Consider the following 25,837-nt stretch of genomic DNA (forward strand, 5'->3'; position numbering starts at 1 on the left):
ACTATTGTATTTTAAAGTTGAATTTGTGTTCAAAAAACGACTGCCATTCGGGAGCTTTAGTAACGCCCATTTGGTAATATTGTAATGCTGTATGCTCATCACCTACACCATAATAAGCTAAGGAAAGACGAAAATAATTGTTGAGTTCGTGTGGATAAATATGTACTATATCCGCTACAATAGGTAATGCATCTCCATATTTTTGAGTGAGGAACATCAAATCTACCCATTCAATAAGCGTATTATAAGAATAATCGCCATTTTGTACAGCCTTGCGATAGCCATATTCAGCTTCTTCAAGATTTTGGAATTCAAAATAATTCAATTCGGCATAGCGACGCCAATAATAAGGCTCATTAGGTTCAAAAGTGAGTACTTTCTGAATATATTTCAGGGCTTTGCTGTGGTTATGGCGCAAGTAATAAAAGTCGGCTAAGGTAATCCACGCTTTGTCTAATTGAGGATCTTCATGAGTAGCTCTAAAATAATACTCCTCTGCCTTAGTATCATTATGCATTTTTTCATAGCAACGACCTATATGTAAATAAGCTAAAGCTGAAGGATCGTCTAAGGTAAGAGTAATCTTATAGTTTTCGATAGCTTTTTCGTAATCTTCCATCATTTCGAGCACGCGAGCTTTCTCGAAATAAGCCCCCGTGAAAGTATCGTCGCTGATAATAGCGAAATCGAGGCAACGCAAAGCATTTTTGTAATCACCAATAGCCAAGTAGAGTCTGCCAAGATAATACCAAGCGACTTCACAATAAGGATTTTGGTCTAAGTAATGATTTAAGAAAGAAGTAGCTTCTTGTACATCACCTAAAACTTCATAACAGAATACTAACTGTTGTAGTGCTGTATAGTCCTGAGGGTCTTGTTCCAAACATTTGATAAAATAGTTTTTAGCATTGGTATAATCCTCTATATAGAGGTATTCCATTGCTATTAAGGCATAAATATTAGAAACATCATCAGTAAGAGTGAGGGCGTATTGCAACAACTCAATAGCACGGTGATGTTTGTTCATTTTAGAATACAGATTAGCCTGCTGTGCGTGTACTTCGGCATTCATAGGTTCAAGCACAAGCAATTCATTGAGAATTTCTGAAGCTTCCTCCAAACGATCTTCAAACACCAATTGCTCAGCGTTTAGCAATTTCAGTGAAGACGCATCGGGGTGTTGCGATAATCCAATCTCTAAGGCACGTTTGGCTTTACTAATACGCCCATATTCTACGTAATATTCTACAATCTCTTCAAATTCATCCACATCAAAAAAGAGGATATTATTCTCTTTGAGCATTGATTCAAATTTGCTAACGGCGTAGTTTTCTTCTTCTGGTAACATTTATTTTAGTTAAGATCTATGAGTTATGAGTTAAGAGTTACGAGTTGTTGTTGTTTCTTAATTCCTCAGGTATTATCTCCAATACCTTATACCACGCTTGGGCGTTCTCACAAGTGGGGTCTAAGCCTTTGCCTTTGGCATAAAAAGGCTCCCATTGCCAATCCTCACCCCCTGTACAACCGATAGCAGCGTAGTTCATCAGGAATTCCTTAAAGTTATCGGCTATATAAAGCCCGTGGTTCTCACTACCATCGTGACTGAGATACACAACCTTACCATAGTTCTCTGGCTCTAACTCAATAGCGATATAATCGCCGTTGCCTACTTGGTGAAAGGACATTTTATTATGCCAAACGCGATCATATTCGTTATTGTAATCGGGATATACCTCTTTTACCCAACCTTTGCGATCGTCCTCATAGTCCAAAAGCAAATCCAATCCAAAAAGCAACTGTCCGCGAAAGATTTCAACTAATTTATCAGGTAGAGAAATGTCACCCTCATCCGTAATATCATTAATATCCCAATAAAAATCCAAATGGGCGGTGTTCTCCAAGAGTACTTCGCGGAAATGAGGAGGTAATATATAGCCTAATTGCTCCTCTACGGCTTTGATTTCTTCCTCTGTAGCGGGCTTTTCTATCGTAAGAGGTTCTACCTCGCCACCAAGGTCTTTTATCTTTTCTAAAAATAGGTTTAAACGCTTTTTAAAAAGCTCAAAATTGAAAGTTGTTTTCATAATGATACTTATTTTAAGATTAATTGTTTGTTTTTACTTCCCAAAAGCCATTTCGCTTACCATTTTTACGTTCGATAAGTCCCTTTTCTACCAGATTTGCTGTAATAGTCTTTACGGTGCGTTCCGATTTTCCTATATGCTCAGCAATAATCTTTTGAGTAGCGGTAGGATTTTGTTGTAAGTATTGTAATACTGCCATTTCCTCCAAAGTGCAATTCAAAGTGCAAAATTTGCCCTTTGGAATTTGCTCTTTTGCACTTTGAAGTTCATCCCCTACTAATAAATACCTATTTTTAAGCTCGTTTTCCTCACCTAAAATTAGGTTTCTAAAGAAACGTTCTATGTATTCAGTAGTTGCTGTTATCCCTTTAGCAAGGTTGTTGTAATTGGCACGGACTAAGGCATTACGAAAATACCAAGAATGATAGGCAAAGGCTTCATTGCTCATCGCAAAGCCAAAGGTACGCAGATATTGAATCGTGAAAACCGCCGTTGTACGCGTATTTCCCTCACCAAAAGGGTGTATTTGCCAGAGTCCTGAAACAAATTTGACTATGTGCTTGATAGCTTCCTCCACAGGCAAGCCTTGATAAGAAAAACGCTTTTCTTGCTCGAAATCATAGTCCAAAGTCTCGCGCAAATTGTGTGCACTGGCGTAGAGAACCGTATCTCCACCGAGTACCCACTCCTTTTTAGTAATATTGTAGTCGCGCAATTTGCCTGCAAACTTGTAAATACCAGTGAACAACTTGCGATGAATGCCTATATATGCCACTGGGGAAAAGCTAAAAGCCGACTCGGTAAGCAATTCAGTGATGCGTGCCGAAACTTTGTCGGCTTCCTCAGTGCGTTCTTCTCCCTGCTCGTGGCATACTGTCTTGGACTGATAATAACTATCAATGAGGTGCTTAGCCTCCTCCATAGTAATATCCCCCTCGATGTGTTGCTTAGCTGTTTGCACGAGATAATCCGAAGGTTTCAATCCGTCTACCGCCTGCAAGCCAATAGCTGTCTGCCACGCCTCACCTTTTTCACGACGATGGGGTTCAGTTTCCCTTATATATTGCTCGAAGTCATTCATTTTGCGACATTTCTACTTCTTATTAATCCTTTACACCTATAAAAATATCTACTTCGGAGGCATCTCCTTGCTGAGACTTCTCAGTGTAGCGCTCATAGTCATATATATAAGTGCGATTGAGCGTGGCGTCGTTATCCCAGATATGTTGCCACATTGCCCCTACTGCTTGAGGCATTGCACCCTTGGCTACAAACTTTTGAAAGGTTTGTTCAGGGAATTCCCTACCCTCTAAGCCGTCGGGAATCGTGCTGAGCGTGGTAACTTCCACTCCTATGATACAAGTATAAGGCTCGGTATAGTCCTTTTGGTAATCGGTGTAGATGCTGTAAATGGAATCGCTTACTTTATTGGGTATTTTTGCCAAAATTTGCTCGCTAAAAAAGCGTTGCCAAAGGTTCCCGATGTCTTGCATCGCTTGTCCATTCTGATTGGTAGTGCGTACACTAATTCCGATGATTTTCATTTTCTTATATGATTAATTCTTTGTCGTTTTTCCTCGTTTAGTTTTTTCTATAATTATAGACATTTTGGATTTTTAGAATTTATCTTATAAAATCTTTACCTATTTCCTTTTTAACGGTATTAAAAATTTCAGGATTATTCATTTCTTGCCAATTGTATTTTAAATACTTAGTTCGGTCAAAGTTATTGTTTTTCCTCGTATAAATCCAAATGAAATCTTTATCGCATATAACTATCCTATTGGCATTTAATCTAAGAGCATACGATTGTGCTTGCTGAAAAGTTTCTTCTAGTTCTGCATTAGATTTGATATAAAACTTTGTTTCTAATATCATTTTTCCTTTCTCATAACCTTTTTGGGTTTCAGCAAAGAACACATAATCAGGAAAATTGCGCTCTCCTCGTCCCATTCTTACAGGAAGCTGTCGAACCCAATCATTTTCTGAATAATTAAGGTCTTTCAGAAAAGGTTCTACTATTTTAACCTCTACTTCTCGTTCGTTTTTGCAATCTTTATTAGGAGTAAAGTTGGCAGACGAGAGTTTAGGTAACCGAGAAATATCCTCTCCCTTTTGTTCTAGTATTTCTAAAATACGAGTATAGTCCTCATTATGAAGTCTTGTACCATTCACTCCTTGAAAGTTCTTTCGAACAATTGGAAGTCCCTTTAAATGCTCATCTGTTTTTATTTCAGCAAGAGTAATAGGTTTAATATGTTGGATATGCCCTAATGTTATACTTCCATAATAATGGAAAAAAGGGTCTCGGACACCATCATTTACAGCTCTACAAACAAATTCAATACTGCTTTTGGGAGAAAGACAATACATAAGGATAATATCTCCTTTCAAAGTATCTTGATTGCCTTGCCAAAAATAAGTTGTTTCTTCTTTGGCTTCTATTAAATAAGGATAATCATCTTTTGCTCCACCACATAACCAAATATTAGTAGGTTTAGGCAAGATTTCTTCTTTTTCTTTCCCAATAAATTTAGGGGCAAAATCATAAAGGAAAGCACATAGTTCAAATATGGTAAGGTTATTTTGTTTTCTAAATTCATTCCAAAGTTTACAAAATTCTAAGTAGTACAAAGCCCTTTCTCTTTTGTCTTTTCTTAGAGGAACTTTTGGTAGTTCAACATTAAAAGTATCTGCTATTTTCTGTAATTTAGAAAAATTCATAAAAAAGAAGTAAGGAATATATAGGGGGGCTTCTATTTCTTCTTCTTTTAAATTAAATAAAGCTAATGATAAAGGTTCAATAACTGAAATGATAAATTCATATTCTTTAGGATAAAAAATATCAAACTTTTCTTCTTTTTCATCATCAAAACCTTTTAATCCTTCTTCTAAAATATATAAGTAAAGGTCTTTTAGCTCTATTTCATTAGGAATCTCTGCATAATCTATAATATCTATTAAGATATTTAGATAATAATCTAAATTCTTATTTTTATCAACAGCAAATTTAGAAAGAATATCATCTAGATATCCTTCCTCAAAAAGCTTAATCACTTCTTGCCCTTCTTTACTCTCTTTATAGTTGTTCCAAATGAATTGATTTAGTTCCATATGGTTTTATTTTTTGGTTTTTAGCTGAAAAAAACTCTGGCAAAGCTCATTTTAATCACCTTTTTGTGCCATAAACTTTGCCAAAGTGCTGTGATTAACCATTAATCATTAATAATTAATCATTGTTTGTACATTTTTTCGCGGAGTTCCTGAATATTCTTGTCATCCATATACTCATCAAAGGTCATATAGCGGTCTATGATACCATTGGGGGTAAGCTCAATGATACGATTGGCGACAGTTTGTGAAAATTCGTGGTCGTGAGTGGTAAAAAGCACGGTACCTTTGAAGTTTTTCAGCGAGTTGTTGAAGGCGGTGATGCTCTCCAAATCCAAATGGTTGGTAGGTTCGTTGAGCATAAGCACATTGGCACGCAACATCATCATACGGCTGAGCATACAGCGTACTTTCTCACCTCCTGAGAGCACTTTGCAGTTTTTAAGGGCTTCCTCGCCACTGAAAAGCATCTTACCCAAGAACCCTCGTACATATACTTCCTCACGCTCTTCCTCTGTTTTTGCCCATTGGCGCAACCAATCCACTAAAGAAAGGTCTTGGGTGAAGAAATCAGAGTTATCCACGGGCAGGTAAGACTGTGAGGTGGTAATACCCCACGCAAAGGTACCCGCATCGGGCTTGAGGTTGCTGTTGAGAATCTCATAAAAGGCAGTGGTGGCACGTGAATCCTTAGAAATCACGGCTACTTTGTCGTCTTTGGCAAGGTTGATGTCTACATTTTGGAATAATACCTGTCCGTCGATAGAGGCAGCGAGGTTTTCCACGTGTAGGATTTGGTCGCCAGCCTCGCGGTCACGCTCGAAAATGATGGCAGGGTAACGACGAGAGGACGGTTTGATTTCCTCGATATTGAGTTTCTCCAACATCTTCTTACGAGAGGTTGCCTGCTTCGATTTTGCCACGTTGGCACTAAAGCGCGCAATAAATTCCTGTAACTCTTTGGCTTTCTCTTCCGCCTTTTTGTTCTGTTGCGCACGCTGACGAGTTGCCAACTGACTACTTTCGTACCAGAAAGTATAGTTACCCGAATAATGGTTGATTTTTCCGAAGTCAATATCGGAAATATGAGTACAAACGGCATCGAGGAAGTGGCGGTCGTGAGAAACGACAATCACCGTATTGTCGTAATTTGCCAAAAAGTTCTCCAGCCAGCTAATAGTCTCGAAGTCGAGGTCGTTCGTAGGCTCGTCCATAATGAGTACATCGGGGTTACCGAAGAGCGCTTGCGCCAAAAGTACCCGCACCTTGAGCTTGCCGTCCATTTCGGACATTAGGGTATAGTGCATATCCTCAGAGATGCCCAAATTGGAGAGCAGTGCAGCGGCATCGCTTTCGGCATTCCAGCCGTTCATCTCATCGAACTGGATTTGTAGCTCACCGATGCGTTCGGCGTGCTCATCGGAATAGTCCGCATAGAGGTCGTCCATCTCTTTTTTGACTTTGGAGAGGACTTTGTTGCCCATAATCACGGTGTCGAGCACAGTGTAGTCGTCATAGGCATAGTGGTCTTGTTCGAGTACCGACATACGCTTGCCTGGTTCAAGGATCACACGCCCCGAAGTAGGTTCTTGCTTGCCAGAAAGGATTTTTAGGAAGGTAGATTTTCCTGCTCCATTGGCACCGATGATGCCGTAGCAGTTGCCTTGTGTAAAGGTTACATTGACCTCATCAAAGAGGATGCGCTTGCCGAATTGTACGGATAAATTGGATACTGATAACATTGTTAATGATTAATGTTTAATGATTAATTAAAGATCTACGGTAAATATAACGTTGAGTTGCTTGTCTAAAGCATTTTTATAGAACTCTAAAAGTCCTTGGCTCCAGCCTAACAGATAGTTGAGGTTGTCTTCATCTTTGGGAAGAGTATATTCTTCTTCTGGGATTGTATCAAAATTATTTTTAATAGTTTCTTGTAGGTTATTGGCTTCCAAATAAGCCACAATATCTTTGATAACTTCGGGCTTTTTGAGCGAAATAACATAGTCATTGTGGTCTAAAATCAGTTCCCCACCGAAAACAACATTGTAAGGTACTTTGTTTTCTTCATTCCACGTGCCTTCCCCGAGACAAAACTGGACTCCTTCCCACGCTTTGTCAAGTTCAAAGGCTTCAGAAGTATTAAACAGTTCTTCTTCTATTTCTTCAAGCATATAGTCGTACATCTGGTCTATATCTTGTGCTTTTAATTGTTCTAACGCTTCATCAGTAATAGCGTAAAGCATTCCTAATCGTGCCATATCGTTTATTCTAAAGTTTAAAAAATGCAAAAGTACAGAATATTTGTAAGATATGGAAATAGTTGTGATTCTAAAAGAAAATTATTCTCTTAGTTCTCTCTCCATTTTTCTTACAAAGCGGTGGAGTTCTTTACTCTTATAAAAATCAAAACAATCCAAACAAATAAGATTTGCCTTAGGATCTCCCATTTCATTCTTTAATGATCCGCTAGGAAACTCAAACTGTGTGTTTTGGATCACGAAATCCTTTGTCTTTTCTAACCCCTCTAACCCATAATGGAAAAATACGACTCCTCCTATATGATCTCTAGGAAATCGAAAGATGCTATCTATTCGATTGTAATTATGCTCCATACATAAGTAGAACGCATATTTTTTGAGTAGTTTTATACGATCTCTTTTTGTCAAATCTGGCAAGGTAGGCTTACAAGAAGACAACAAAACAACTATAATAAGGGATATTAATTTGATAATTCTCATAATCTGTAATTTATTTTTCTGCAATGATTATTAGTGCCATTGATTTTTCCTTATCAAAAGGGTCTTTTTTGAAATTACCATATAAGTTGATGGCTTGAAATCCTATCTGAGTAAGCCATTGGGTAAGTTCGTCAGCGAAAATAGGCTGTAACAGTTCCTCATTTTCTATGGTATCGTCCAAAATAGTCTTGAAACGAATTTTTCCTTCCTTATTGAGATAGTAAAATCGCTCAAACTTCACCTTATCATTGGTTATCAAAGGGAGATTACCGAGGTAATCGTCTTGTTGCTGACCAAAATACTTTTCAAAATTGACCAATTGCAAGACAAGTTTCCCCTCTTGAGTGAGTTGTCCATAAGCTTTTTGCAAAAAGAGCTGTATGGAAGCCTTACTATCCAAATGTGGGAGCGTATTACCGATACAAACAATGTTGTCAAAGGTGGAAAGTTCATCAATAGTAAGCATATCACGTTGTTGTACGTTAACGCCCTTTTCAGCAGCTTTGGCAATCAATCGCTCACTGAGGTCGATAGCGGTAACTTCATATCCTTGTGAGCTTAAGTAAGCGGTAAGATTACCCGTAGCAGCACCTACATCAAGGATAGTATGCCCTTGAAGCTCATCTGCAAAAAATGTTTGGTGAGCTGGAGATAGTGGAAAGATAAAGTCGTATTTTTCTGCAATTTCGTTATAGAATTTTGACATAATAAATAATAGAATAAAATATTTTTATAATAAAAGAGCTGCCTATTTTTAGGTAGCTCTTTCAAAGTTGTTTAAATACTATTTTATTGTAATTCACGAAAAGCTTTATGCAATAGGCGACGCTTGTCGTTGATAGATTCTTCCATAGAAATCATAGTTTCGGAACGAGCGACTCCTTGGATATCATCTATCATATATATAACTTCCTTGGCGTGCTTGGTGTCACGAGCACGGATTTTGCAAAAGATATTGTACTGCCCTGAGGTAATGTGAGCTACCGTTACAAAAGGAATTTCTTCCAAACGTTCTAATACAAATTGAGCCTGATGATTACGCTCTAAAAAAATTCCTACATACGCTATAAAAGTATAGCCCAATCGTTCATAATCTACTGTGAGTGTAGAACCTTTAATGATACCAAGTTCCTCCATTTTTCGTACTCTTACGTGAACAGTCCCCGCTGAAATTTCCAACTGCTTGGCTATCTCAGTAAAAGGGGTTCGAGAATCATCAATCAACAGATCTAATATTTGATGATCAGTTTCATCTAATTTGTATCTCGCCATCTATTATATTTTTATAATTTACTCAGCGTGCAAAGTAAGTATTTTATTTTGAATTATCCAAATAAAAAGACTTATTTTTTACATTTTCTGTATTACTTTGTGTTAAAGCTTTTGTAAATCTAAACTATTTTCAATAGAACTTTTATTGATAGGAGCATTAAGATATTTAGATAGGGGTATTTCTTTATGCCCATATTTAGTGGATAAATCACCAATTTCAACAATATAAGGGACAAACGAGATTTGAGTATTTTCTAAAACTTCTTTGTAAAGAATACCTACATCATTACCACTATGTGTATCATCACGCAAGATAATATCATAAAAACATTTGTCGTTTTCCGGTATATTGAAGTAATCTGTATATTTTACATTTGTAACACAAGAAGTAGCAATGTATTCTAATGCTGCTAAAATAGCTATCGCTATGTAAGATCTTGTATGTTCACGGTTGTAATCATTAGGGTAATGTCCTGCTTCAAAAAGGATTGTAGGTGTACCTAATGAAGTATATTTATCTCCAGTACAGTTGATATTAAAACTATCGTCAAAACGCGCTATTTGATTAGGTATATGATGTTGTAAAATGCTATTCATTACAACAATTAGCTCCATTGCTTTCTGGCGTACTTCGTTGATATTACGTTCTTTATTATAAGCAGGAGCTAAGAAAGAAACTGTGGCTGGAAGTGGAGTTCGTCCTACACTGAAAATAGTTCGTTGATCGTGCAGATTAAAGCAATAATCAGGCTGTACAAGGTCATAAGCTTTACGCAAACACTTGCTTTCAGGTTGTGTAAGTTCGTTAGCATCACGATTGAGATCAATATTGTTGCAATTTACACGTGTAAACAATTTAGCTCCGTCAGGATTTAGCATTGGAATACAATAGATACTCAATTCGGATAAAATATTAGCTGTTTGAAGTTTTAATAGTACATCAAAAAAAGCTTTAGTAGTAGTAGATTCATTACCGTGCATTTGTGACCAAAGTAATATTTTTTTATTACCTTTACCTACTCTATACAAGTTAATAGGAATACCTTTAACAGAGTTTCCTAAGTGAATAATTTCATCAAAGGGATATTTATCTAAAAGAGGAATAATCATTTGATAGGTAATATAACGTCCTGAAAGTCTTTTTTCCATTTATATATATTTTTTAAGGACAAAAATAAGAAATTTTTAATAGATGACAATTATATATATGTAAAAACTTAAACATGAAGATTTTTACAAATGTAATCTATAATTACATTTACATAAAATAGAATTAATCTAATGGAATTTTTACAGGTGTAATCATAACAAAAACAAACATTTTTCAGTAGAAAATCTCTCATAAAGGTACTATAGAAAATTTTTATAGTTTATTCATTAATTGTTGTAAATAAATTAATTATGTAAATAAAATAAATTAATACTTCAGTGGTTAAGAAAATATTATTATTTTAAATTTGTATATCTCAAAATATTGATTTACATTTGTACATTCTTAATAAAAATGATATAAGTTATAATGTTAAACACATCAGACTTTTCTATTCGCTTACAACAAGTGATGGATTATTATGGATTGAATGCAGCAGCTTTTGCCGATACTTTAGAAATTCAGCGTTCAGGAATATCACATCTTCTATCAGAACGCAATAAGCCGAGTTTAGATTTTATCTTAAAGCTCATAGAAAAATTTCCAGAGGTGGATATGTATTGGATAACTCAAGGAAAAGGAACATTTCCTCGTAAAGAAGAGAAAGAAGTTTCCGTACCTAAAAAAGTACAACAACCTGACTTATTTAGTGATATTCCAGAAATAGAAATGGAAAGTCCCTCTCCTACTCTATCCTCTCCTATTAAAGAAGAAAAAAAAGTTAGTTTAGATAAAGAAGTATCTTTACCATCTTCTATAGTGAATAATACTGTAGGAAAGAAAATTAAGCGTATTATCTTTTTTTATGAAGATAATCATTTTGAAGTTTTTGATAGTTAGATGCAGGAAAAAGCCCCAAACAAGCCCCATACATTTTAAAAAGTTAGGCGTAATTAGTTGATTATCAAACTAATTACGCCTATTTTGTAGCGGGAACTGGACTCGAACCAGTGACCTTCGGGTTATGAGCCCGACGAGCTGCCTACTGCTCTATCCCGCGATTTCTGGGTGCAAAGTTACAACCTTTTTTATAAATACCAAACTTTTGAAAAACTTTTTTTGTATTTTTTTAATCTTCCAAATATATTCTCTTGATTCTGTGTGCCATAGAGGTGATTAATTCGTAAGAAATGGTACCTACTGCTTCGGCTAGCGTTTCAGCTGTATGATTTTTATCGAATACAATTACTTCATCACCTTCTTGACAAGGAACTTCAGTAACATCTACTAAAATCATATCCATACATACATTACCAATAATTGGGGCTTTTTTTCCATTGATGAATACAAAACCTTTTCCCTTGCCATAAATACGATTGATACCATCGGCGTGACCTACAGGGATTGTTGCAGTTTTAGTGATATGGTTGGCAATATAACCACGATTATAACCTAAGCTATCACCTATTTGCAAAGTGTGTAGTTGAGAGATTACACTTTTTAATGTCATAATAGGTGTAAGATATTGTTGTAGTTTAGTATCATTAGCAAATCCATACATTCCTATGCCACAACGTACCATATCAAATTGTGCGTGAGGATAGTTTAGTATGCCTGAAGTATTACATTGGTGATAGAGTACTTTATGAGTGAAAATTGTGTTTATTTTTTCTTGAAAAGCTATAAAGGTATTTATTTGATTTTCAGTAAATTCTTTTTCATTCATATCTTCGGAAGCAGCTAAATGAGAATAAGCTGTTTTTACTTTTACAGTAGTATTGTTTTTCAACAAAGTAAGTACCTCTTCTATTTCACTCAAATCAAATCCTAAACGATTGAGCCCTGTATTACATTTAAGGTGTACAGGATAGTCTGCTAATTGTTGTTTTTCAGCATAGCCTAAGAATAGTTTGGCAATACGTTGTGAATATAAGGTAGGTTCCAAGTTATATTTTACAATATCACCAAAGTTTATAGGTTGTGGGTGTAATACTAAAATAGGGAGTGTAACTCCAGCTTTTCTAAGTGCAATACCTTCAGAAGTGTAAGCTACTGCAAAATAATTAGCTAATCCTTTTTTTTGTAAGTGAGACGCTATGGTTACAGAATTATTTCCATAGGAAGAAGCTTTCACTACAGCTAAGAACAAAGTAGTAGGTTTGACTCGGTTTTTTAAATAATGAATGTTTTTTTCTAATGCAGTAAGGTTGATTTCTAAAATGGTTTCTTCTGTTTTCATTTATTCTTTAATTTTTCTAACATTAATTTTGTTTGTTCTGAAAGTACTAATCTACCTGAAATAGCAGCATTATCAATTAGTTCTTTTTCCCAATGTTCAGTGTGTTGCCAAGTAATACGTTTCATTTCTGACAAAGCTATAGGATTAGATTTTAGTAGGGTAGCTATGAAATGCTCTATAGCCTCATCCATATCTTTTGTATTTTCGAATACACGTGCTACTAATCCCTTTTGTTGAGCCCAATAAGCACTTTTCCACTGATCGGGCGCCATAAATAGTTCATTGAGAGTTGATTGTCCTGCTTTTCGAAGAATGGCAGGGGCTATTACAAAAGGACCTATACCTAAAGATAGTTCAGAGAGTTTGATACTCAAAGCTTCAGTAGCAAACGCATAGTCTAAAGCAGCGATCAATCCTACTCCACCTCCAACAGCTTTGCCTTGTACGCGACCAATGATGAGTTTTTCACAACGACGTATTGCTAAAAAAAGGTGTGCAAAGCCTTCGAAAAATCGTTTACCTTCTTCTTCATTTGTAACTGCTAAAAGTTCATCAAAAGATGCTCCAGCGCAAAAAGCCTTATCTCCTTCACTTTTAAGAAGGATGATACTTACTTCTTTGTTTTCAGAAAGAATCTCAATTTCTTTGGTAAGTCTATTGAGTAACTCTAAAGGAAAAGAGTTGGCGTTTGGATGTCCAAAGGTAGTGATAGCCAATTGTTTATCTATTTTTGTATATAAAGAACCTTGTAATCTATCAGTCATTATTATTAATATAAATTTTCGGCAAAAATAAAACTTTTTTTGCAAATAGGTTTGGTAATTCAAAAAAATATTTTACCTTTGCCGCGCAAATGGGGATGTAGCTCAGTTGGCTAGAGCGTTTGGCTGGCAGCCAAAAGGTCGTGGGTTCGAGCCCCATCTTCTCCACAACTAAAAAAGCTATCCTTTTTGGGATAGCTTTTTTAGTTTCTAATTACATTTAAAATTAGTGAAATCTTGTTTCTAATTTGATATATTCTAAAAATTCCTTTCTTACTTCAGGATTTTTAAACTTACCACCGAACTCAGCAGTAACTGTACTGCTATCAATATCTTCTATACCACGAGAGTTTACACACAAGTGTTTAGCATCTATAATGCAAGCTACATCTTCAGTACCGAGAGCGCGTTGCATTTCTTGGACAATTTGCATTGTAAGTCGTTCTTGCACTTGTGGACGTTTTGCATAATACTCTACTATACGATTCATTTTGGAAAGACCTAACACTTTGCCATTAGAAATATACCCCACATGGGCGCGCCCTACTATAGGTAATAAATGGTGTTCACAAGTAGAATATACTACTATATTCTTCTCAACTAACATCTCACCATAGTGGTAAGAGTTATTAAAAGTAGACATTGAAGGTTTACGTTCAGGTAATAAGCCCCCAAAAATTTCTTTTACAAACATTTTAGCTACACGTTTAGGGGTACCTTTCAAACTATCATCAGTTAAGTCCATTCCCAAAGTGTGGAGGATAGCACGTACGTGTGTTTCTATTTCAGCTATTTTTTCACTTTCGCTTAACTGAAAAGCATCTGCTCTAAGAGGTGTAACAGCTGAGGTGGCAATATGGTTGTCGCCTAATATATCTTCTTCTTGATTTTTATTCATTATGTTTTTTATGTTATGAGAATGCAAAGATACAAATTATTCATCAAAAGTTAAAACTTTTTTGTGTTTTACATCTTGGTTGGTAATTGCTAAACGTATTACTTCTTCCATATCGGTTACATAGAGAAAAGTAAGTCCTTTAAGGTATTCTTGTTTGATTTCCAAGATGTCTTTTTCGTTGTCTTTACATAAAATATATTCTTTAATACCTGCACGTTTCCCTGCCAAAATCTTCTCTTTAAGTCCACCTACCGGTAGTACCTTTCCACGCAAAGTAATCTCTCCGGTCATTGCCAAGTGTTTTTTCACTCTCTTTTGAGTAAAGAGCGACATTAGTGAGGTAAGCATTGCAATACCAGCACTTGGACCATCTTTAGGAGTAGCTCCTTCGGGTACGTGTATGTGTACATCGTAATTGCTAAAGAGTTTAGGGTTAAGATTATATCGTTCAGCATTAGCTTTTAAATATTCTAAGGCGATGGTAGCCGATTCTTTCATTACCTGACCTAAGTTACCTGTAATATTCAGTACACCTTTTCCTTTAGAAAGGGCAGATTCTATAAAGAGGATATCACCTCCTACACTTGTCCAAGCTAATCCAGTAACTACACCTGCTACCTCATTGTCTTCATATTTATCACGTTCTAAGCGGGCAGGTCCTAATATTTTTTCTATAGTTTCTATAGTGAGTTTAGGGTCGTACGCTTCTTCCATTGCAAGGTTTTTAGCTCCATAACGTACTACTTTGGCAATTTCTTTTTCCAAAGCACGCACACCAGATTCACGAGTGTAGCCTTCAACAATGCGTTCTATTTCTTTTTTACCTAACAGCAAATCAGTATCTTTCATACCGTGTTCTTCTAATTGTTTTGGCAATAGATGTCGTTTGGCTATTTCAGTTTTTTCCTCTATAGTATAACCTGTTACGTTAATGAGTTCCATACGATCGAGTAAAGCAGGTTGTATGGTAGAAAGATCATTGGCAGTAGCGATGAACATTACTTTAGAGAGATCATAGCCCATTTCGAGGAAATTGTCGTAAAATTCCTTGTTTTGTTCAGGGTCAAGCACTTCGAGCATTGCCGAAGAAGGATCTCCTTGGTAACTATTGCTACCTAATTTATCAATTTCGTCTAACACAAAAACAGGGTTAGAGGTTTTAGCTTTTTTGAGTTGCTGTAATATACGACCAGGCATTGCACCTATATAAGTTTTACGGTGCCCACGTATTTCAGCCTCATCGTGCAAACCACCTAAAGACATTCGTACATATTCGCGATTTAAGGCTTTAGCAATAGAACGACCTAAAGAAGTTTTTCCTACCCCAGGAGGTCCGTAGAAACACAAAATTGGTGATTTCATATCATTACGCAGTTTGAGTACTGCTAAATACTCTATGATACGACGTTTCACTTCTTCTAATCCATAATGTTCTTTATCGAGGATTTTCTGAGCACGTTTTAGGTCGAAGTTATCTTTAGAATATTCATTCCAAGGTAATTCTAAGAGTACTTCTAAGTAGTTACGCTGGATACCATAGTCGGGGCTATTAGGATTGGTGCGTTGTAGTTTGCTGAGTTCTTTTTCAAAGAGTTCTTTTATTTTTTCGTCCCATTTTTTGGTTTTAGCTTTCTTTTTGAGTTCTTCCATCTCTTGCTCATACGATACACCGCCTAATTCTTCTTGAATAGTGCGCATCTGCTGATGCAAGAAGTACTCACGTTGTTGCTGATCGATATCAATACGAGTTTTCGATTGTACTTCGTTGCGCAGAGTAAGACGTTGCAAGTCGATGTTTAAATATTTTAAGATAGCTGTAGCGCGCTCTTTCAGCTCATCAATTTCCAATACGCCTTGTTTTTCCAAAACGGTAGCATTCATATTGGATGATATAAAGTTAATGAGGAACGAGTAACTTTCTATGTTTCGGATAGCAAAAGCAGCCTCTGAAGGGATGTTTGGATTTTCCTGTATAATTTTAATAGAAAGGTCTTTTACTGCATCAATAGTTGCTTCAAACTCTTTATCATTAGGGTCGGGTTTTATATCCGACATTTCTTTGATCACCGCTTTGATATAGGGTTTTTCTTCAACAAAACTTTCTATTTCAAAACGTTTTTTACCTTGAATAATGATAGTAACATTGCCGTCAGGCATTTTTAGTACTCTGAGTATACGAGCTACTGTACCAAAGCGGAAGAGATCCTTACCTTCTGGAATCTCCGTTTTTTCATCTAATTGGGCTACCACACCAATTGTTTTAGTAGTGGCATAAGCTTCATTAATAAGATGAATAGAAGCATCACGCCCTGCAGTGATAGGCACTACTACGCCTGGGAAAAGTACGGTATTTTTTAAGGGGAGGATAGGTAATACGTGAGGAATGCGTTCACGTTCTATTTCTTCTTCATCTTCTAAAGTGAGAAGTGGTATAAATTCAGTATCTTCATCGATATGTTCAGCAACAAGGCTGTCAAAATTTCCTATATTCATATTTGTATTATTAGAAAGTGCCATTTTGTCAGTAGTGATTATTTTATACAAGTAAAAAAATATATATAAATTACTGACAAACAAGACACTAAATAAAAAATAGTTAATGTTTTGCGTATATATTGCAATAGATGTGCCAAGATTAGGTAATTAGTTTAAGGATAGATTTTAAATAGAAAAAGAAATTATAGTAGTATAATTGAAGAAAATATTTTTTGGAAACTTTTTTTGTTTATTAAGTTTTTTTGTTGTACTTTTGCCGCCGATTTAGAACAAATAAACAAATGGATTTAATTAAACTTTCTATTAAGCGTCCCAGTGTACTTATTGTGATGCTCTTGTTGTTGCTACTTGGTGGCTTCTATTCGTATAAGTTATTGAACTACGAACTCATTCCTAAGTTTGAAGTGAATGTAGTTACGATCTCTACTGTGTATGCGGGAGCCTCTCCTTCGGAGATTGAGAGCACCGTGACAAAGAAAATCGAGGATGCCGTTTCGGCTTTGGAAAATATCAAAAAGATACAATCATATTCGTATGAAAGCCTTTCGGTGGTAGTAGTACAACTTACTAACGATGCGAATGTAGATAATACCCTTAATGAGGCACAGCGCAAAATTAATGCAATAAGAGCTGATTTGCCCGATGATGCTAAAGAGCCATCATTGAGTAAATTCTCTCTTTCCGATTTGCCTATTGTGTCCATAGGGGTTACCTCTAACCTATCGGCACAAGAATTGTACGACTTGGTAGATAAAAAAATACAGCCGGAGTTATCACGTGTTCCAGGAGTAGCACAAGTAAATATAATAGGTGGTCGCAAACGCGAAATACGAGTGAGCATTGATGCTAAGAAGTTAGAAGGTTATGGTCTTTCTATAGCTCAAGTACAACAATTGATTGCAGCTTCGAATATGGAAATTCCTGCGGGTAAAATTAAAACTCGTGAGAATAGCACTTCTATACGTTTGCTTGGTAAATTACAAGATGTAGAACAGTTGCGCAACCTTATACTTACTTCACAGAATGGAGTAGAGATACGACTTTCGGATGTAGCTGATGTGCAAGACACCGAAGAAGAAGCTACTAAAATAGCGCGTATAGACCAAGAAAATACTCTCTTGCTACAAGTATTGAAACAAACCGATGCTAATGCTGTATCGGTGAGTGAGTTGGTACGCAAGAAGATGGCACAAGTAGAGCAGACTTATAAAAATGAAGGTGTAAAAATGTTATTGGCAGAAGATACCAGTGAGTTTACCTTAGAAGCAGCCAACTCTGTAATGTCCGATTTGATATTGGCTATTGTATTGGTAGCAGTAGTGATGTTTTTCTTCCTTCACAGCCTACGTAATGCTATTATTGTAATGGTATCTATACCTACTTCTCTCATCGCTACTTTTATAGGTATGTATTTCTTTGGTTTTACACTGAATTTGATGAGCCTTGTTGCCCTTTCGATGGTGGTAGGTATCTTGGTGGACGATGCTATTGTAGTATTGGAAAACATTCACCGCCATATGGAAATGGGTAAGAATAAAGTGCGTGCTGCTTTTGACGGCTCTAAGGAAATTGTGCTTACTGTAATGGCTATTACCTTAGTAATTGTGGTAGTGTTCGTTCCTATTTCATTAGGTAATGCTATTGTAGTAAAAGTATTGCGTGAGTTTTGTTTGACTGTAGCTATTGCTACAATGCTTTCATTATTGATGTCTTTTACAGTAGTCCCTTGGTTGTACTCTAGGTTTGGAAAATTAGAGCACGCAAATCCCAATTCATTTTTAGGAAAACTAACCATAGGCTTTGAAGGATACCTCAAACGATTTACACAGTTCTTCTCTGACTTATTGGTATGGGTATTTGCCAATAAATGGAAAACTATTATTTTGGTATTTTTCCTTTTTGTAGGTTCTTGTTCATTGATTCCTACTGGATTTATCGGATCTGAGTTTATGCCTAATATGGATAGAGGAAAGTTTTTAGTGCAGTTTGAATTGAATAAAGATGCTTCCTTAGAGCAGACTAACTTTATGACCCAAAAAGCTGAAAACTACCTTCGTAGCTTAAAAGTAGAGGGTACCAATAAACCTTTGGTAGAGAGTATGATTACTACTGTAGGACAGTCTACCAGTGGTATGGGAGCTTCACAAGCAACCCCTTATAAATCGGAAATACAGCTTACTATTATTGATAAGAAAGAACGTAATGAATCGACTAACGTAATTGCGGCAAAGCTGAAACGCAAACTGAGTCAGTATTTAGTAGAAGCTAAAGTGAAGACTGTACCGGTAGGAATGATGGGAGCTGAACAATCCCCAATTGCTTTGGTAGTTACTTCTGACAATGTGGAAGTAGCCCAACAGTACGCTGAGAAAACAGCTGAGCTTCTTAAAACTGTTGAAGGTGCTACTGAAATTAAGCTTTCCTCAGAATCTGGTAATCCCGAAATAAATGTGCAGATAGACCGCGATAAGATGGCAATGTTAGGACTTAATATTGCTACTGTAGGGGGAACGATGCGAACCGCTTTTAATGGTAATGACGACAGTAAGTTCCGTACAGGAGATTCAGAATACAATATTAATATAGTGTTTGAAGAAGGTAGCCGTCAGTCTATAGACGATATAGAAAATATGATGTTTATCAACTCGGTGGGACAACAGGTAAAACTATCACAATTTGCGACTATAGCCTACGCTTCAGGACCTACACAGCTGGAACGTTATGACAAATCTCCTTCGGTAACAGTACAAGCTCAATCGGTAGGTCGTCCTACAGGTACTATAGTTTCAGAATGGAAGACTAAGATAGACCAATTAGAAAAACCTGCTAACGTACACTTTGTTTTTACAGGTGACCAAGAGATGCAAGACGAAGGATTTGGCACCTTGTTTATATCGCTCTTTGCGGCTATTCTCTTAGTTTATATGGTAATGGTAGTGTTATACGACAGTTTTTCACGACCTTTTGTAGTATTGTTCTCTATACCGCTTTCGTTCATTGGAGCTTTAGTAGCTTTGGCATTAGCTAATATGTCACTCAATATCTTTACTCTTTTAGGTATCATTATGCTTATTGGGTTGGTTGCTAAGAACGCGATTATGTTAGTAGACTTCGCTAACCACCGCAAGCAAGAAGGGGAAGATACTGTAACTGCATTAATACAAGCAAACCACGCCCGTTTACGCCCTATCTTAATGACGACTATCGCAATGGTAGCAGGTATGATTCCGCTTGCTATTGCCAATGGAGCAGGTGCCGAAGTGAACAATGGTTTGGCGATTGTAATTATAGGTGGACTTATTTCCTCATTGTTCTTAACACTTATTGTAGTACCTTTGGTATACCTTATTTTTGACAATATTGGCAGACGTTTCGGTAAAGGTACTAAGACTGATTACGAAAAACTGATGATTGCTGATTACGAGCACAGAGACATCAAAGGCGAACACGAAGTATAACTATTCATCTTTATAAAAAGAAAGGGCTGTCCAATTGAGGACAGCTCTTTTTTAATGACATACAATAAACATTTAGTTAACAAAATTCATCATAAGCTTGTTGAAGATTTTCAGCAATTACTTCTGCCATACGACCTTCAATATGATGACGCTCTAACATATGCACCAATTCTCCATCTTTGAATAAAGCAATACTTGGAGAAGAAGGAGGAAATGGTAACATATATTGGCGTGCTTCTTCCGTAGCTTCTCTATCAACTCCTGCAAAAACTGTAGTGAGATGGTCAGGTTTTTTAGCATTTTGTAAACTATAAAGCACAGCAGGGCGTGCATTACGAGCCGCACAACCACAAACAGAGTTCACTACTACAAGCGTAGTTCCCTTTTGTTCAATAGCATTTTTTACAGCTTCAACTGTTTTTAATTCTTGAAAACCAACGTTTGTTAGTTCTTCTATCATTGGTTTTATCAATTCAGGTGGATACATAATATTTCATTTTTAAATCGGGTGCAAAGGTAATAAAAAAAAATATATCACAAATTATTTTGTCAATTAGAAATTATGTTGTACTTTTGAGCCACTGACTAAACATTAATTTTAAATGAAAAAAATTACAACTGCCGAAGAAGCTTTAAAAGTAGTGAAAAGCGGTGATTTTGTCTATATACACGGAGGAGCAGCCGTACCTGAAATATTAGTAGACGCCCTTGTAGCACGAGCACCCGAGTTAAAAAATGTTACCATCGGGCATATCCATATAGAAGGAGATGCCCCTTATGCCGACCCTAAATATAAAGATAGTTTCTATATAGATTCTTTCTTCCTTTCTAAGAATGTCCGACATATAATAAAAGCAGGTAATGGATCATATACACCTATTTTCCTAAGTGATATGCCATTACTATTCGATCGCAAACAGGTGAAAGTAGATGTAGTACTTATACAAGTATCGCCCCCTGATAAATTTGGATTCTGCTCTATGGGAGTGAGCGTAGAGGCTTGTAAATCGGCCATTCGCAATGCTAAATGCGTTATAGCAAAAGTAAATAAGAAAATGCCACGCGCTTATGGCGATGCTCTTGTGCATATAGATGAAATAGACTATTTGGTAGAACAAGATGCTCCTATTTTTTCATTACATCTTTCAGAACCCAATGCTATAGAAAAGCAGATAGCCCAACATATAGTACCCCTTATAAAAGATGGCAGTACTTTACAATTGGGTATTGGAAATATTCCAAATGCTACTTTAGGTGAAATGGGACACCTTAAAAATTTAGGTATTCATACAGAACTTCTTACTGAAGGATGCTTGATTTGGTAAAAAAAGGAGTTATTAATGGCTACGAAAAGAAAATTGATAAAGGTAAAATCATAGCTTCATTTGCGATGGGGTCACAAGAGTTATACGATTTTATAGACCATAACCCTTCAGTAGAAAAATGGCAGAGGCTTCATATACCAATGAAGTATCTGTTATTCGTCAGAATCCCAAGATGATTTCTATTAATTCGGCTATAGAAGTAGATATCACAGGACAAGTATGTGCAGACTCTATAGGTAGCACTATCTATTCAGGCTTTGGTGGACAAATAGATTTTGTGCGTGGAGCTATGCTAAGTGAAGGAGGTAAATCTATTATTACATTCCCTTCAGTAACTAATAAAGGGGAAAGTAAAATTGTACCTTTTCTCAAACAAGGAGCAGGTGTAGTTACTACTCGAGCACACGTACAGTATATAGTAACTGAATATGGAGTTGCTGAACTGTTTGGCAAAAGCCTAAAAGAACGCGCTAAAGCACTGATAGCCATAGCGCATCCTAATCATAGAGAAGCTTTAGAAAGAGCAGCTTTTGAAATGTATAAATAAAAATTAACTTTAAATATTATTTCGCTTATGGAAACAAAAAATGTAAACTTCTTAAGTATTACACTTAGAAATGGAATTTTATTAGGGCTTGCATCTGTAGCCTTTACCGTATTGTTATACATAACTGACTTTTTGTATACTGATAGCACTTTATTAGCTGTTATTACTTGGTTAATAAATATAGCCATTTCTGTAGTTTTTATTGTAATGGCGGTAGAACAATACAAAAAAGCTAATGAGGGCTTTCTCTCTATAGGAGAAGCTATTAAAGTAGGGGTACTGGTCGCTGTTATAGCAGGAGTGATTGGAGCTATTTACCAAGTGATATACGCAACTATTATTGACCCTGACTATTATGATAAGGTAGTGGAGGTTGCAATGAAAAAAATGAGTGCTATGGCAAATTTTAATGAAGAACAGTTAGAAGAATTCCAAGATAAAATGTATGCTAACAAACCTTCTATCGTTTCATCATTTTCTACTTCTATAATATTTTCGGCTATTGGAGGACTCATCATCTCAGCTATTGTAGGAGCTGTGAAGAAAAAAGAACAGCCAATGCCTCTTTAAAAAGCAACAAAATAACTTAAATTAGACTTTGCTAAAATCTAAGGATTTTAGCAAAGTTTTTTTTGTTTATAAAAAAGACAAGTTCTTAACTATTACTTGCTAATTGTTAATTAATTTGTACCTTTGCAACCTCTTTAAGACATTATAAGTATGGAAAAAGTAAAGAAATTCAGACTTGATTTTATTGATGTAATTCGTGCCTTTGCTATTTGTATGATGTTACAAGGGCACTTTGTAAATGGACTTATTGCTGATCGTTATCGCGATGAAAACAACTTTATCTACTGGTTTTGGCATTATTGTACAGGTATTACCGCTCCTGTGTTCTTCACTGTTTCGGGGTTTATCTTCACTTTTTTATTGGTAAAAGAAAGTGATGCTACAAAAATGGGGTGGAACAATCCTCGTGTGATGAAAGGTATTAGGCGTGGACTGATGCTCATCGGTATTGCTTACTTCTTGCGTATGAGTTTCCAAAGTGTAGATGTACTGCACTGTATTGGGCTTTCACTCTTGTTGCTTATCGCTACTTACTTACTTTCATATAACCGCAAGTCGTGGGTAATGCCTACGATATTGCTCACCACTACCCTATTGGCGTTCACTTTTGAGCCTTTTTACAAGGATTTGCGCTTTGATTCACTACCCTTGCCGATTGCTAATTATCTGACTCGTGTACACGGTAGTTTCTTTCCTATTTTTCCTTGGTTTGGCTATGTGTCGTTTGGAGGGTTTATGGGATATCTATTTCAGCGATATAAAAATCACCCTCACCTATACCGCAATGCTATTCTGCTATTTCTAAGCGTAGGAGCATTCTTGTTGTGGGGTTTTCACTTTATGATAGAACAACTGTTCTATATCAACCATTCCCCATTTTTTGAGCGACTAATGCAGGACTTTGCTTATTTACGTTTGGGGAATGTATTGCTAGTATTTGGTTTCTTTGCCCTAATGCGCAATGTGATTACTTCACAACTGATTAAAACTATTGGACAAAACACCCTATCGATTTACGTTGTACACTGCTTTATCATATACGGTAGTATTACCTCACACGGGCTTATACAGCACTTCGGAGGGCAGTTAAAACCTTATCAAGTGGTATTAGGAGCGCCTGCCTTTATAGCCGTGTGCGTATGGTTATCATTTATTTACAATCGGGTAAAACCTGTTATCAAATCAGGGATTGCTTTTGTATTAAAAGAAATCAGAGCGTTTTTGGTAGAGAGTTACCAATTTATTGTAAAACTATTAGGAAGGCTTGTTGCCTTATTTGTTAAGGAATGAAAAAACATCTTATTATTTTAGCTTCGGTTATGGCATTTAATAGCATACAAGCACAACAACCTCTCACCCCCGAAAAACTATGGGAACTACATCGCGTGAATGGTATAGGTATTACCCCCGACCAGCAATATGTATTGATGAGTGTGAGTACTCCAAATATAAAGGAAAATACTTTTAACAAAGAATACTATAAACTTGCCGTAAAAGGAGGCGTACCCATTCCTATAAGCAAAGAAGAGGTAGAAAAGCTCACGGCTAAATACAATACCGATAAAAGCCTAAAACTCACTCATAAGGAAGTAAAATTAAAGTCGGTTTTAGGGAAAGACTTCTATACCGACTTAGAAAAATCATCAGGAAAGCTGTACAGTAGCTTAGACCACCGCCATTGGGACACATGGAATGAAGGTAGTTACAATCACGTGATGATAGAAGATAGTAATGGTAAGCAAACTGATATAATGGAAGGATTGCCCTATTACTGTCCGCAGTTGCCTTTTGGAGGTGATGAGGATTATATATGGAGTCTAGACGGTAAAAAGGTACTTTATGTAACCAAAGCTAAAGTAGGCACTGATTATGTACTAAGCACTAATACTGATATCTACGAGTACGACCTCAGCTCGAAAAAAACAACAAACCTCACCGAAGGAATGATGGGGTATGACACCAACCCTCAGTATAACAAAGAAGGCGTTCTTGCGTGGCTCAGTATGGCACACGACGGTAATGAAGCCGATAAGAACGACCTTTATATATTGAAGGACGGCAAACGCATTAACCTTACAGCTAACTGGGATAATACTGTTTTCAGTTACCGATGGAGCAACGATGGGAAGCAAATATACCTAATTGCGGCTACCCAAGGAACAGAGCAAGTGTTTGTAGTAGCTCCTTTTAGTAAAGATACCACCCCAAGACAACTCACACAAGGTGTATTTGATGTGAATAGTATAGTAGGACAAGCAGATGACCAATTGGTTGTGATGCGTACGGATATGAACCACGCAGCTGAACTGTATACTATCAATTTAAAAGAGAAAAAGGGGCGCATAAGACTATCACAGCTTTCACATTTTAACGATGAGCTATACAAAGGGATTGCTGAATGTCCTATTAAGGAGCGTATCATCAAAACTACTGACGGTAAGAAAATGCACGCTTGGGTAATTTACCCACCCAACTTTGACCCTAACAAGAAGTACCCTACCCTACTCTACTGCCAAGGAGGACCACAATCTGTTGTGAGCCAGTTTTACAGTTTCCGTTGGAACTTCCAAGTAATGGCTTCGCAAGGTTATATAGTGATAGCTCCCAACCGCAGAGGATTACCAGGCTTTGGGATAGAATGGAATGCGCAAATTAGTGGAGATTGGGGCGGACAGCCAATGCGCGATTACCTATCGACTATTGATGACATTGCCAAGGAACCTTATGTAGACAAAGAACGATTGGGAGCTATAGGTGCCAGCTACGGAGGATATTCAATCTACTACTTAGCAGGTATTCACCAAAAACGCTTTAAGACGTTTATTGCCCATTGCGGAGTATTCAACTTACAAAGTATGTATGGCACTACCGAAGAGCTCTTCTTCAACAATAACGAAATAGGAGGTGCTTATTGGGATAAAAAGAACGCTGTAGCGCAAAAATCGTATAAAGAGTTCAATCCTATAGAGAAGATTACAGAATGGGACACCCCTATTCTCATCATTCACGGAGGGAAGGACTACCGAGTACCCGAAGAACAGGGATTCCAAGCTTTTACAGCAGCTCAACTGAGAGGCATCAAGAGTGAGTTACTTTATTTTCCTGATGAGAACCACTGGGTATTACAACCTCAGAATGGACTCTTATGGCAGAGAACGTTCTTCAAATGGCTAAAAGAAACACTATAACATAATGGAACAACAAATAGAAAAGAGGCTGTCCAAAAAGTTTAGTTTAAACTT

Annotated in this window: 20 protein-coding genes, 2 tRNA genes and 1 pseudogene; 7 read left to right on the forward strand and 16 right to left on the reverse strand. The window is 36.6% G+C overall.

What is annotated here, in order from left to right:
• Position 1 precedes the first annotated feature (1 nt).
• The 10 genes from HMPREF9073_RS14095 to HMPREF9073_RS14145 form a co-directional block, all read right to left on the reverse strand.
• Complete coding sequence (locus tag HMPREF9073_RS14095; protein ID WP_009751160.1) at positions 2-1,348, reverse strand: tetratricopeptide repeat protein; 1,347 nt, start codon at positions 1,346-1,348, stop codon at positions 2-4.
• Between the two features lie 37 nt (positions 1,349-1,385).
• Positions 1,386-2,087 (reverse strand): SMI1/KNR4 family protein, encoded by a 702-nt coding sequence (locus tag HMPREF9073_RS14100; RefSeq protein ID WP_009751161.1) that lies wholly within the window; start codon positions 2,085-2,087, stop codon positions 1,386-1,388.
• Positions 2,088-2,106: 19 nt separating this feature from the next.
• Positions 2,107-3,168, reverse strand: a complete 1,062-nt coding sequence (locus HMPREF9073_RS14105; protein ID WP_009751162.1) for a Fic family protein — start codon at positions 3,166-3,168, stop codon at positions 2,107-2,109.
• A gap of 22 nt (positions 3,169-3,190) precedes the next feature.
• Positions 3,191-3,631, reverse strand: a complete 441-nt coding sequence (locus tag HMPREF9073_RS14110) for a GyrI-like domain-containing protein (RefSeq protein ID WP_009751163.1) — start codon at positions 3,629-3,631, stop codon at positions 3,191-3,193.
• Positions 3,632-3,710: 79 nt separating this feature from the next.
• Entirely contained in the window at positions 3,711-5,201 is a 1,491-nt protein-coding gene (locus HMPREF9073_RS14115; protein ID WP_009751164.1) for a hypothetical protein, read from the reverse strand.
• Positions 5,202-5,320: 119 nt separating this feature from the next.
• The gene (locus HMPREF9073_RS14120; protein WP_009751165.1) at positions 5,321-6,940 is read right to left on the reverse strand and encodes an ABC-F family ATP-binding cassette domain-containing protein; all 1,620 of its coding nucleotides are present in this window, start codon (positions 6,938-6,940) and stop codon (positions 5,321-5,323) included.
• A gap of 27 nt (positions 6,941-6,967) precedes the next feature.
• Positions 6,968-7,459 (reverse strand): YfbM family protein, encoded by a 492-nt coding sequence (locus HMPREF9073_RS14125; protein ID WP_009751166.1) that lies wholly within the window; start codon positions 7,457-7,459, stop codon positions 6,968-6,970.
• Positions 7,460-7,949: 490 nt separating this feature from the next.
• Complete coding sequence (locus HMPREF9073_RS14135; protein WP_009751168.1) at positions 7,950-8,645, reverse strand: bifunctional 2-polyprenyl-6-hydroxyphenol methylase/3-demethylubiquinol 3-O-methyltransferase UbiG; 696 nt, start codon at positions 8,643-8,645, stop codon at positions 7,950-7,952.
• Positions 8,646-8,728: 83 nt separating this feature from the next.
• Positions 8,729-9,211, reverse strand: a complete 483-nt coding sequence (locus HMPREF9073_RS14140) for an Lrp/AsnC family transcriptional regulator (protein ID WP_009751169.1) — start codon at positions 9,209-9,211, stop codon at positions 8,729-8,731.
• A 102-nt stretch (positions 9,212-9,313) separates the two neighbouring features.
• Positions 9,314-10,360, reverse strand: coding sequence for a M14 metallopeptidase family protein (locus HMPREF9073_RS14145; RefSeq protein WP_009751170.1), 1,047 nt, complete (start codon positions 10,358-10,360; stop codon positions 9,314-9,316).
• Between the two features lie 370 nt (positions 10,361-10,730).
• Here HMPREF9073_RS14145 and HMPREF9073_RS14150 point away from each other — a divergent pair, with 370 nt between their 5' ends.
• Positions 10,731-11,201: a helix-turn-helix transcriptional regulator gene (locus HMPREF9073_RS14150; protein WP_009751171.1), complete on the forward strand. Its 471-nt coding sequence runs from the start codon at positions 10,731-10,733 to the stop codon at positions 11,199-11,201.
• An 87-nt stretch (positions 11,202-11,288) separates the two neighbouring features.
• On the opposite strand, the gene HMPREF9073_RS14155 is transcribed toward HMPREF9073_RS14150, so the two are convergent.
• From HMPREF9073_RS14155 to HMPREF9073_RS14165, 3 genes are all read right to left on the reverse strand, one after another.
• Positions 11,289-11,361 (reverse strand) — tRNA-Met (locus HMPREF9073_RS14155).
• A gap of 69 nt (positions 11,362-11,430) precedes the next feature.
• Complete coding sequence (gene alr, locus HMPREF9073_RS14160) at positions 11,431-12,540, reverse strand: alanine racemase (protein WP_009751172.1); 1,110 nt, start codon at positions 12,538-12,540, stop codon at positions 11,431-11,433.
• Positions 12,537-13,304, reverse strand: coding sequence for an enoyl-CoA hydratase/isomerase family protein (locus HMPREF9073_RS14165; protein WP_009751173.1), 768 nt, complete (start codon positions 13,302-13,304; stop codon positions 12,537-12,539). Before HMPREF9073_RS14165 ends, alr begins: the two co-directional genes overlap by 4 nt.
• A 91-nt stretch (positions 13,305-13,395) precedes the next feature.
• On the opposite strand from HMPREF9073_RS14165, the gene HMPREF9073_RS14170 reads away from it, so the two are divergent.
• A tRNA-Ala gene (locus HMPREF9073_RS14170) sits at positions 13,396-13,469 on the forward strand.
• 58 nt (positions 13,470-13,527) lie between these two features.
• Here the strand turns inward: HMPREF9073_RS14170 and folE are convergent.
• Together folE and lon are read right to left on the reverse strand one after the other, a co-directional pair.
• Positions 13,528-14,199, reverse strand: coding sequence for a GTP cyclohydrolase I FolE (folE, locus tag HMPREF9073_RS14175; RefSeq protein ID WP_009751174.1), 672 nt, complete (start codon positions 14,197-14,199; stop codon positions 13,528-13,530).
• 36 nt (positions 14,200-14,235) lie between these two features.
• Positions 14,236-16,692 carry an endopeptidase La gene (lon, locus tag HMPREF9073_RS14180; RefSeq protein WP_051046615.1) on the reverse strand — a complete coding sequence of 819 codons (2,457 nt, stop codon included), beginning with the start codon at positions 16,690-16,692 and terminating at the stop codon, positions 14,236-14,238.
• A 284-nt stretch (positions 16,693-16,976) separates the two neighbouring features.
• Between lon and HMPREF9073_RS14185 the strand changes: the two genes are divergently transcribed.
• Positions 16,977-20,153 carry an efflux RND transporter permease subunit gene (locus HMPREF9073_RS14185; RefSeq protein WP_009751176.1) on the forward strand — a complete coding sequence of 1,059 codons (3,177 nt, stop codon included), beginning with the start codon at positions 16,977-16,979 and terminating at the stop codon, positions 20,151-20,153.
• A 76-nt stretch (positions 20,154-20,229) separates the two neighbouring features.
• Here HMPREF9073_RS14185 and HMPREF9073_RS14190 read toward each other — a convergent pair whose 3' ends face one another.
• Positions 20,230-20,640, reverse strand: coding sequence for a BrxA/BrxB family bacilliredoxin (locus HMPREF9073_RS14190; RefSeq protein WP_009751177.1), 411 nt, complete (start codon positions 20,638-20,640; stop codon positions 20,230-20,232).
• Between the two features lie 115 nt (positions 20,641-20,755).
• On the opposite strand from HMPREF9073_RS14190, the pseudogene HMPREF9073_RS14195 reads away from it, so the two are divergent.
• The 4 genes and pseudogenes from HMPREF9073_RS14195 (at position 20,756) to HMPREF9073_RS14210 (ending at position 25,783) form a co-directional block, all read left to right on the forward strand.
• A pseudogene (locus HMPREF9073_RS14195) lies at positions 20,756-22,025 on the forward strand (acetyl-CoA hydrolase/transferase family protein).
• A gap of 27 nt (positions 22,026-22,052) precedes the next feature.
• Positions 22,053-22,595 carry a DUF4199 domain-containing protein gene (locus tag HMPREF9073_RS14200; protein ID WP_009751181.1) on the forward strand — a complete coding sequence of 181 codons (543 nt, stop codon included), beginning with the start codon at positions 22,053-22,055 and terminating at the stop codon, positions 22,593-22,595.
• Between the two features lie 150 nt (positions 22,596-22,745).
• On the forward strand, positions 22,746-23,885 hold the full coding sequence (locus HMPREF9073_RS14205; protein ID WP_009751182.1) for a heparan-alpha-glucosaminide N-acetyltransferase domain-containing protein: 1,140 nt from the start codon (positions 22,746-22,748) through the stop codon (positions 23,883-23,885).
• Positions 23,882-25,783: a S9 family peptidase gene (locus tag HMPREF9073_RS14210; protein ID WP_009751183.1), complete on the forward strand. Its 1,902-nt coding sequence runs from the start codon at positions 23,882-23,884 to the stop codon at positions 25,781-25,783. The genes HMPREF9073_RS14205 and HMPREF9073_RS14210 overlap by 4 nt, the downstream gene beginning before the upstream one ends.
• The last annotated feature ends 54 nt before the right edge of the window (positions 25,784-25,837 follow it).

The organism is Capnocytophaga sp. oral taxon 326 str. F0382, assembly GCF_000318295.1.
GTDB classification, from domain to species: domain Bacteria; phylum Bacteroidota; class Bacteroidia; order Flavobacteriales; family Flavobacteriaceae; genus Capnocytophaga; species Capnocytophaga periodontitidis.

What these genes read in the sequence shown, in the direction of transcription:
- HMPREF9073_RS14135 (WP_009751168.1), bottom strand. Translation starts at nt 8,645, where the DNA reads ATGTCAAAATTCTATAACGAAATTGCAGAAAAATACGACTTTATCTTT.
- HMPREF9073_RS14140 (WP_009751169.1), bottom strand. Translation starts at nt 9,211, where the DNA reads ATGGCGAGATACAAATTAGATGAAACTGATCATCAAATATTAGATCTG.
- folE (WP_009751174.1), bottom strand. Translation starts at nt 14,199, where the DNA reads ATGAATAAAAATCAAGAAGAAGATATATTAGGCGACAACCATATTGCC.
- HMPREF9073_RS14165 (WP_009751173.1), bottom strand. Translation starts at nt 13,304, where the DNA reads ATGACTGATAGATTACAAGGTTCTTTATATACAAAAATAGATAAACAA.
- HMPREF9073_RS14125 (WP_009751166.1), bottom strand. Translation starts at nt 7,459, where the DNA reads ATGGCACGATTAGGAATGCTTTACGCTATTACTGATGAAGCGTTAGAA.
- HMPREF9073_RS14095 (WP_009751160.1), bottom strand. Translation starts at nt 1,348, where the DNA reads ATGTTACCAGAAGAAGAAAACTACGCCGTTAGCAAATTTGAATCAATG.
- alr (WP_009751172.1), bottom strand. Translation starts at nt 12,540, where the DNA reads ATGAAAACAGAAGAAACCATTTTAGAAATCAACCTTACTGCATTAGAA.
- HMPREF9073_RS14185 (WP_009751176.1), top strand. Translation starts at nt 16,977, where the DNA reads ATGGATTTAATTAAACTTTCTATTAAGCGTCCCAGTGTACTTATTGTG.
- lon (WP_051046615.1), bottom strand. Translation starts at nt 16,692, where the DNA reads ATGAATATAGGAAATTTTGACAGCCTTGTTGCTGAACATATCGATGAA.
- HMPREF9073_RS14145 (WP_009751170.1), bottom strand. Translation starts at nt 10,360, where the DNA reads ATGGAAAAAAGACTTTCAGGACGTTATATTACCTATCAAATGATTATT.
- HMPREF9073_RS14150 (WP_009751171.1), top strand. Translation starts at nt 10,731, where the DNA reads ATGTTAAACACATCAGACTTTTCTATTCGCTTACAACAAGTGATGGAT.
- HMPREF9073_RS14190 (WP_009751177.1), bottom strand. Translation starts at nt 20,640, where the DNA reads ATGTATCCACCTGAATTGATAAAACCAATGATAGAAGAACTAACAAAC.
- HMPREF9073_RS14120 (WP_009751165.1), bottom strand. Translation starts at nt 6,940, where the DNA reads ATGTTATCAGTATCCAATTTATCCGTACAATTCGGCAAGCGCATCCTC.
- HMPREF9073_RS14110 (WP_009751163.1), bottom strand. Translation starts at nt 3,631, where the DNA reads ATGAAAATCATCGGAATTAGTGTACGCACTACCAATCAGAATGGACAA.
- HMPREF9073_RS14105 (WP_009751162.1), bottom strand. Translation starts at nt 3,168, where the DNA reads ATGAATGACTTCGAGCAATATATAAGGGAAACTGAACCCCATCGTCGT.
- HMPREF9073_RS14100 (WP_009751161.1), bottom strand. Translation starts at nt 2,087, where the DNA reads ATGAAAACAACTTTCAATTTTGAGCTTTTTAAAAAGCGTTTAAACCTA.
- HMPREF9073_RS14205 (WP_009751182.1), top strand. Translation starts at nt 22,746, where the DNA reads ATGGAAAAAGTAAAGAAATTCAGACTTGATTTTATTGATGTAATTCGT.
- HMPREF9073_RS14200 (WP_009751181.1), top strand. Translation starts at nt 22,053, where the DNA reads ATGGAAACAAAAAATGTAAACTTCTTAAGTATTACACTTAGAAATGGA.
- HMPREF9073_RS14115 (WP_009751164.1), bottom strand. Translation starts at nt 5,201, where the DNA reads ATGGAACTAAATCAATTCATTTGGAACAACTATAAAGAGAGTAAAGAA.
- HMPREF9073_RS14210 (WP_009751183.1), top strand. Translation starts at nt 23,882, where the DNA reads ATGAAAAAACATCTTATTATTTTAGCTTCGGTTATGGCATTTAATAGC.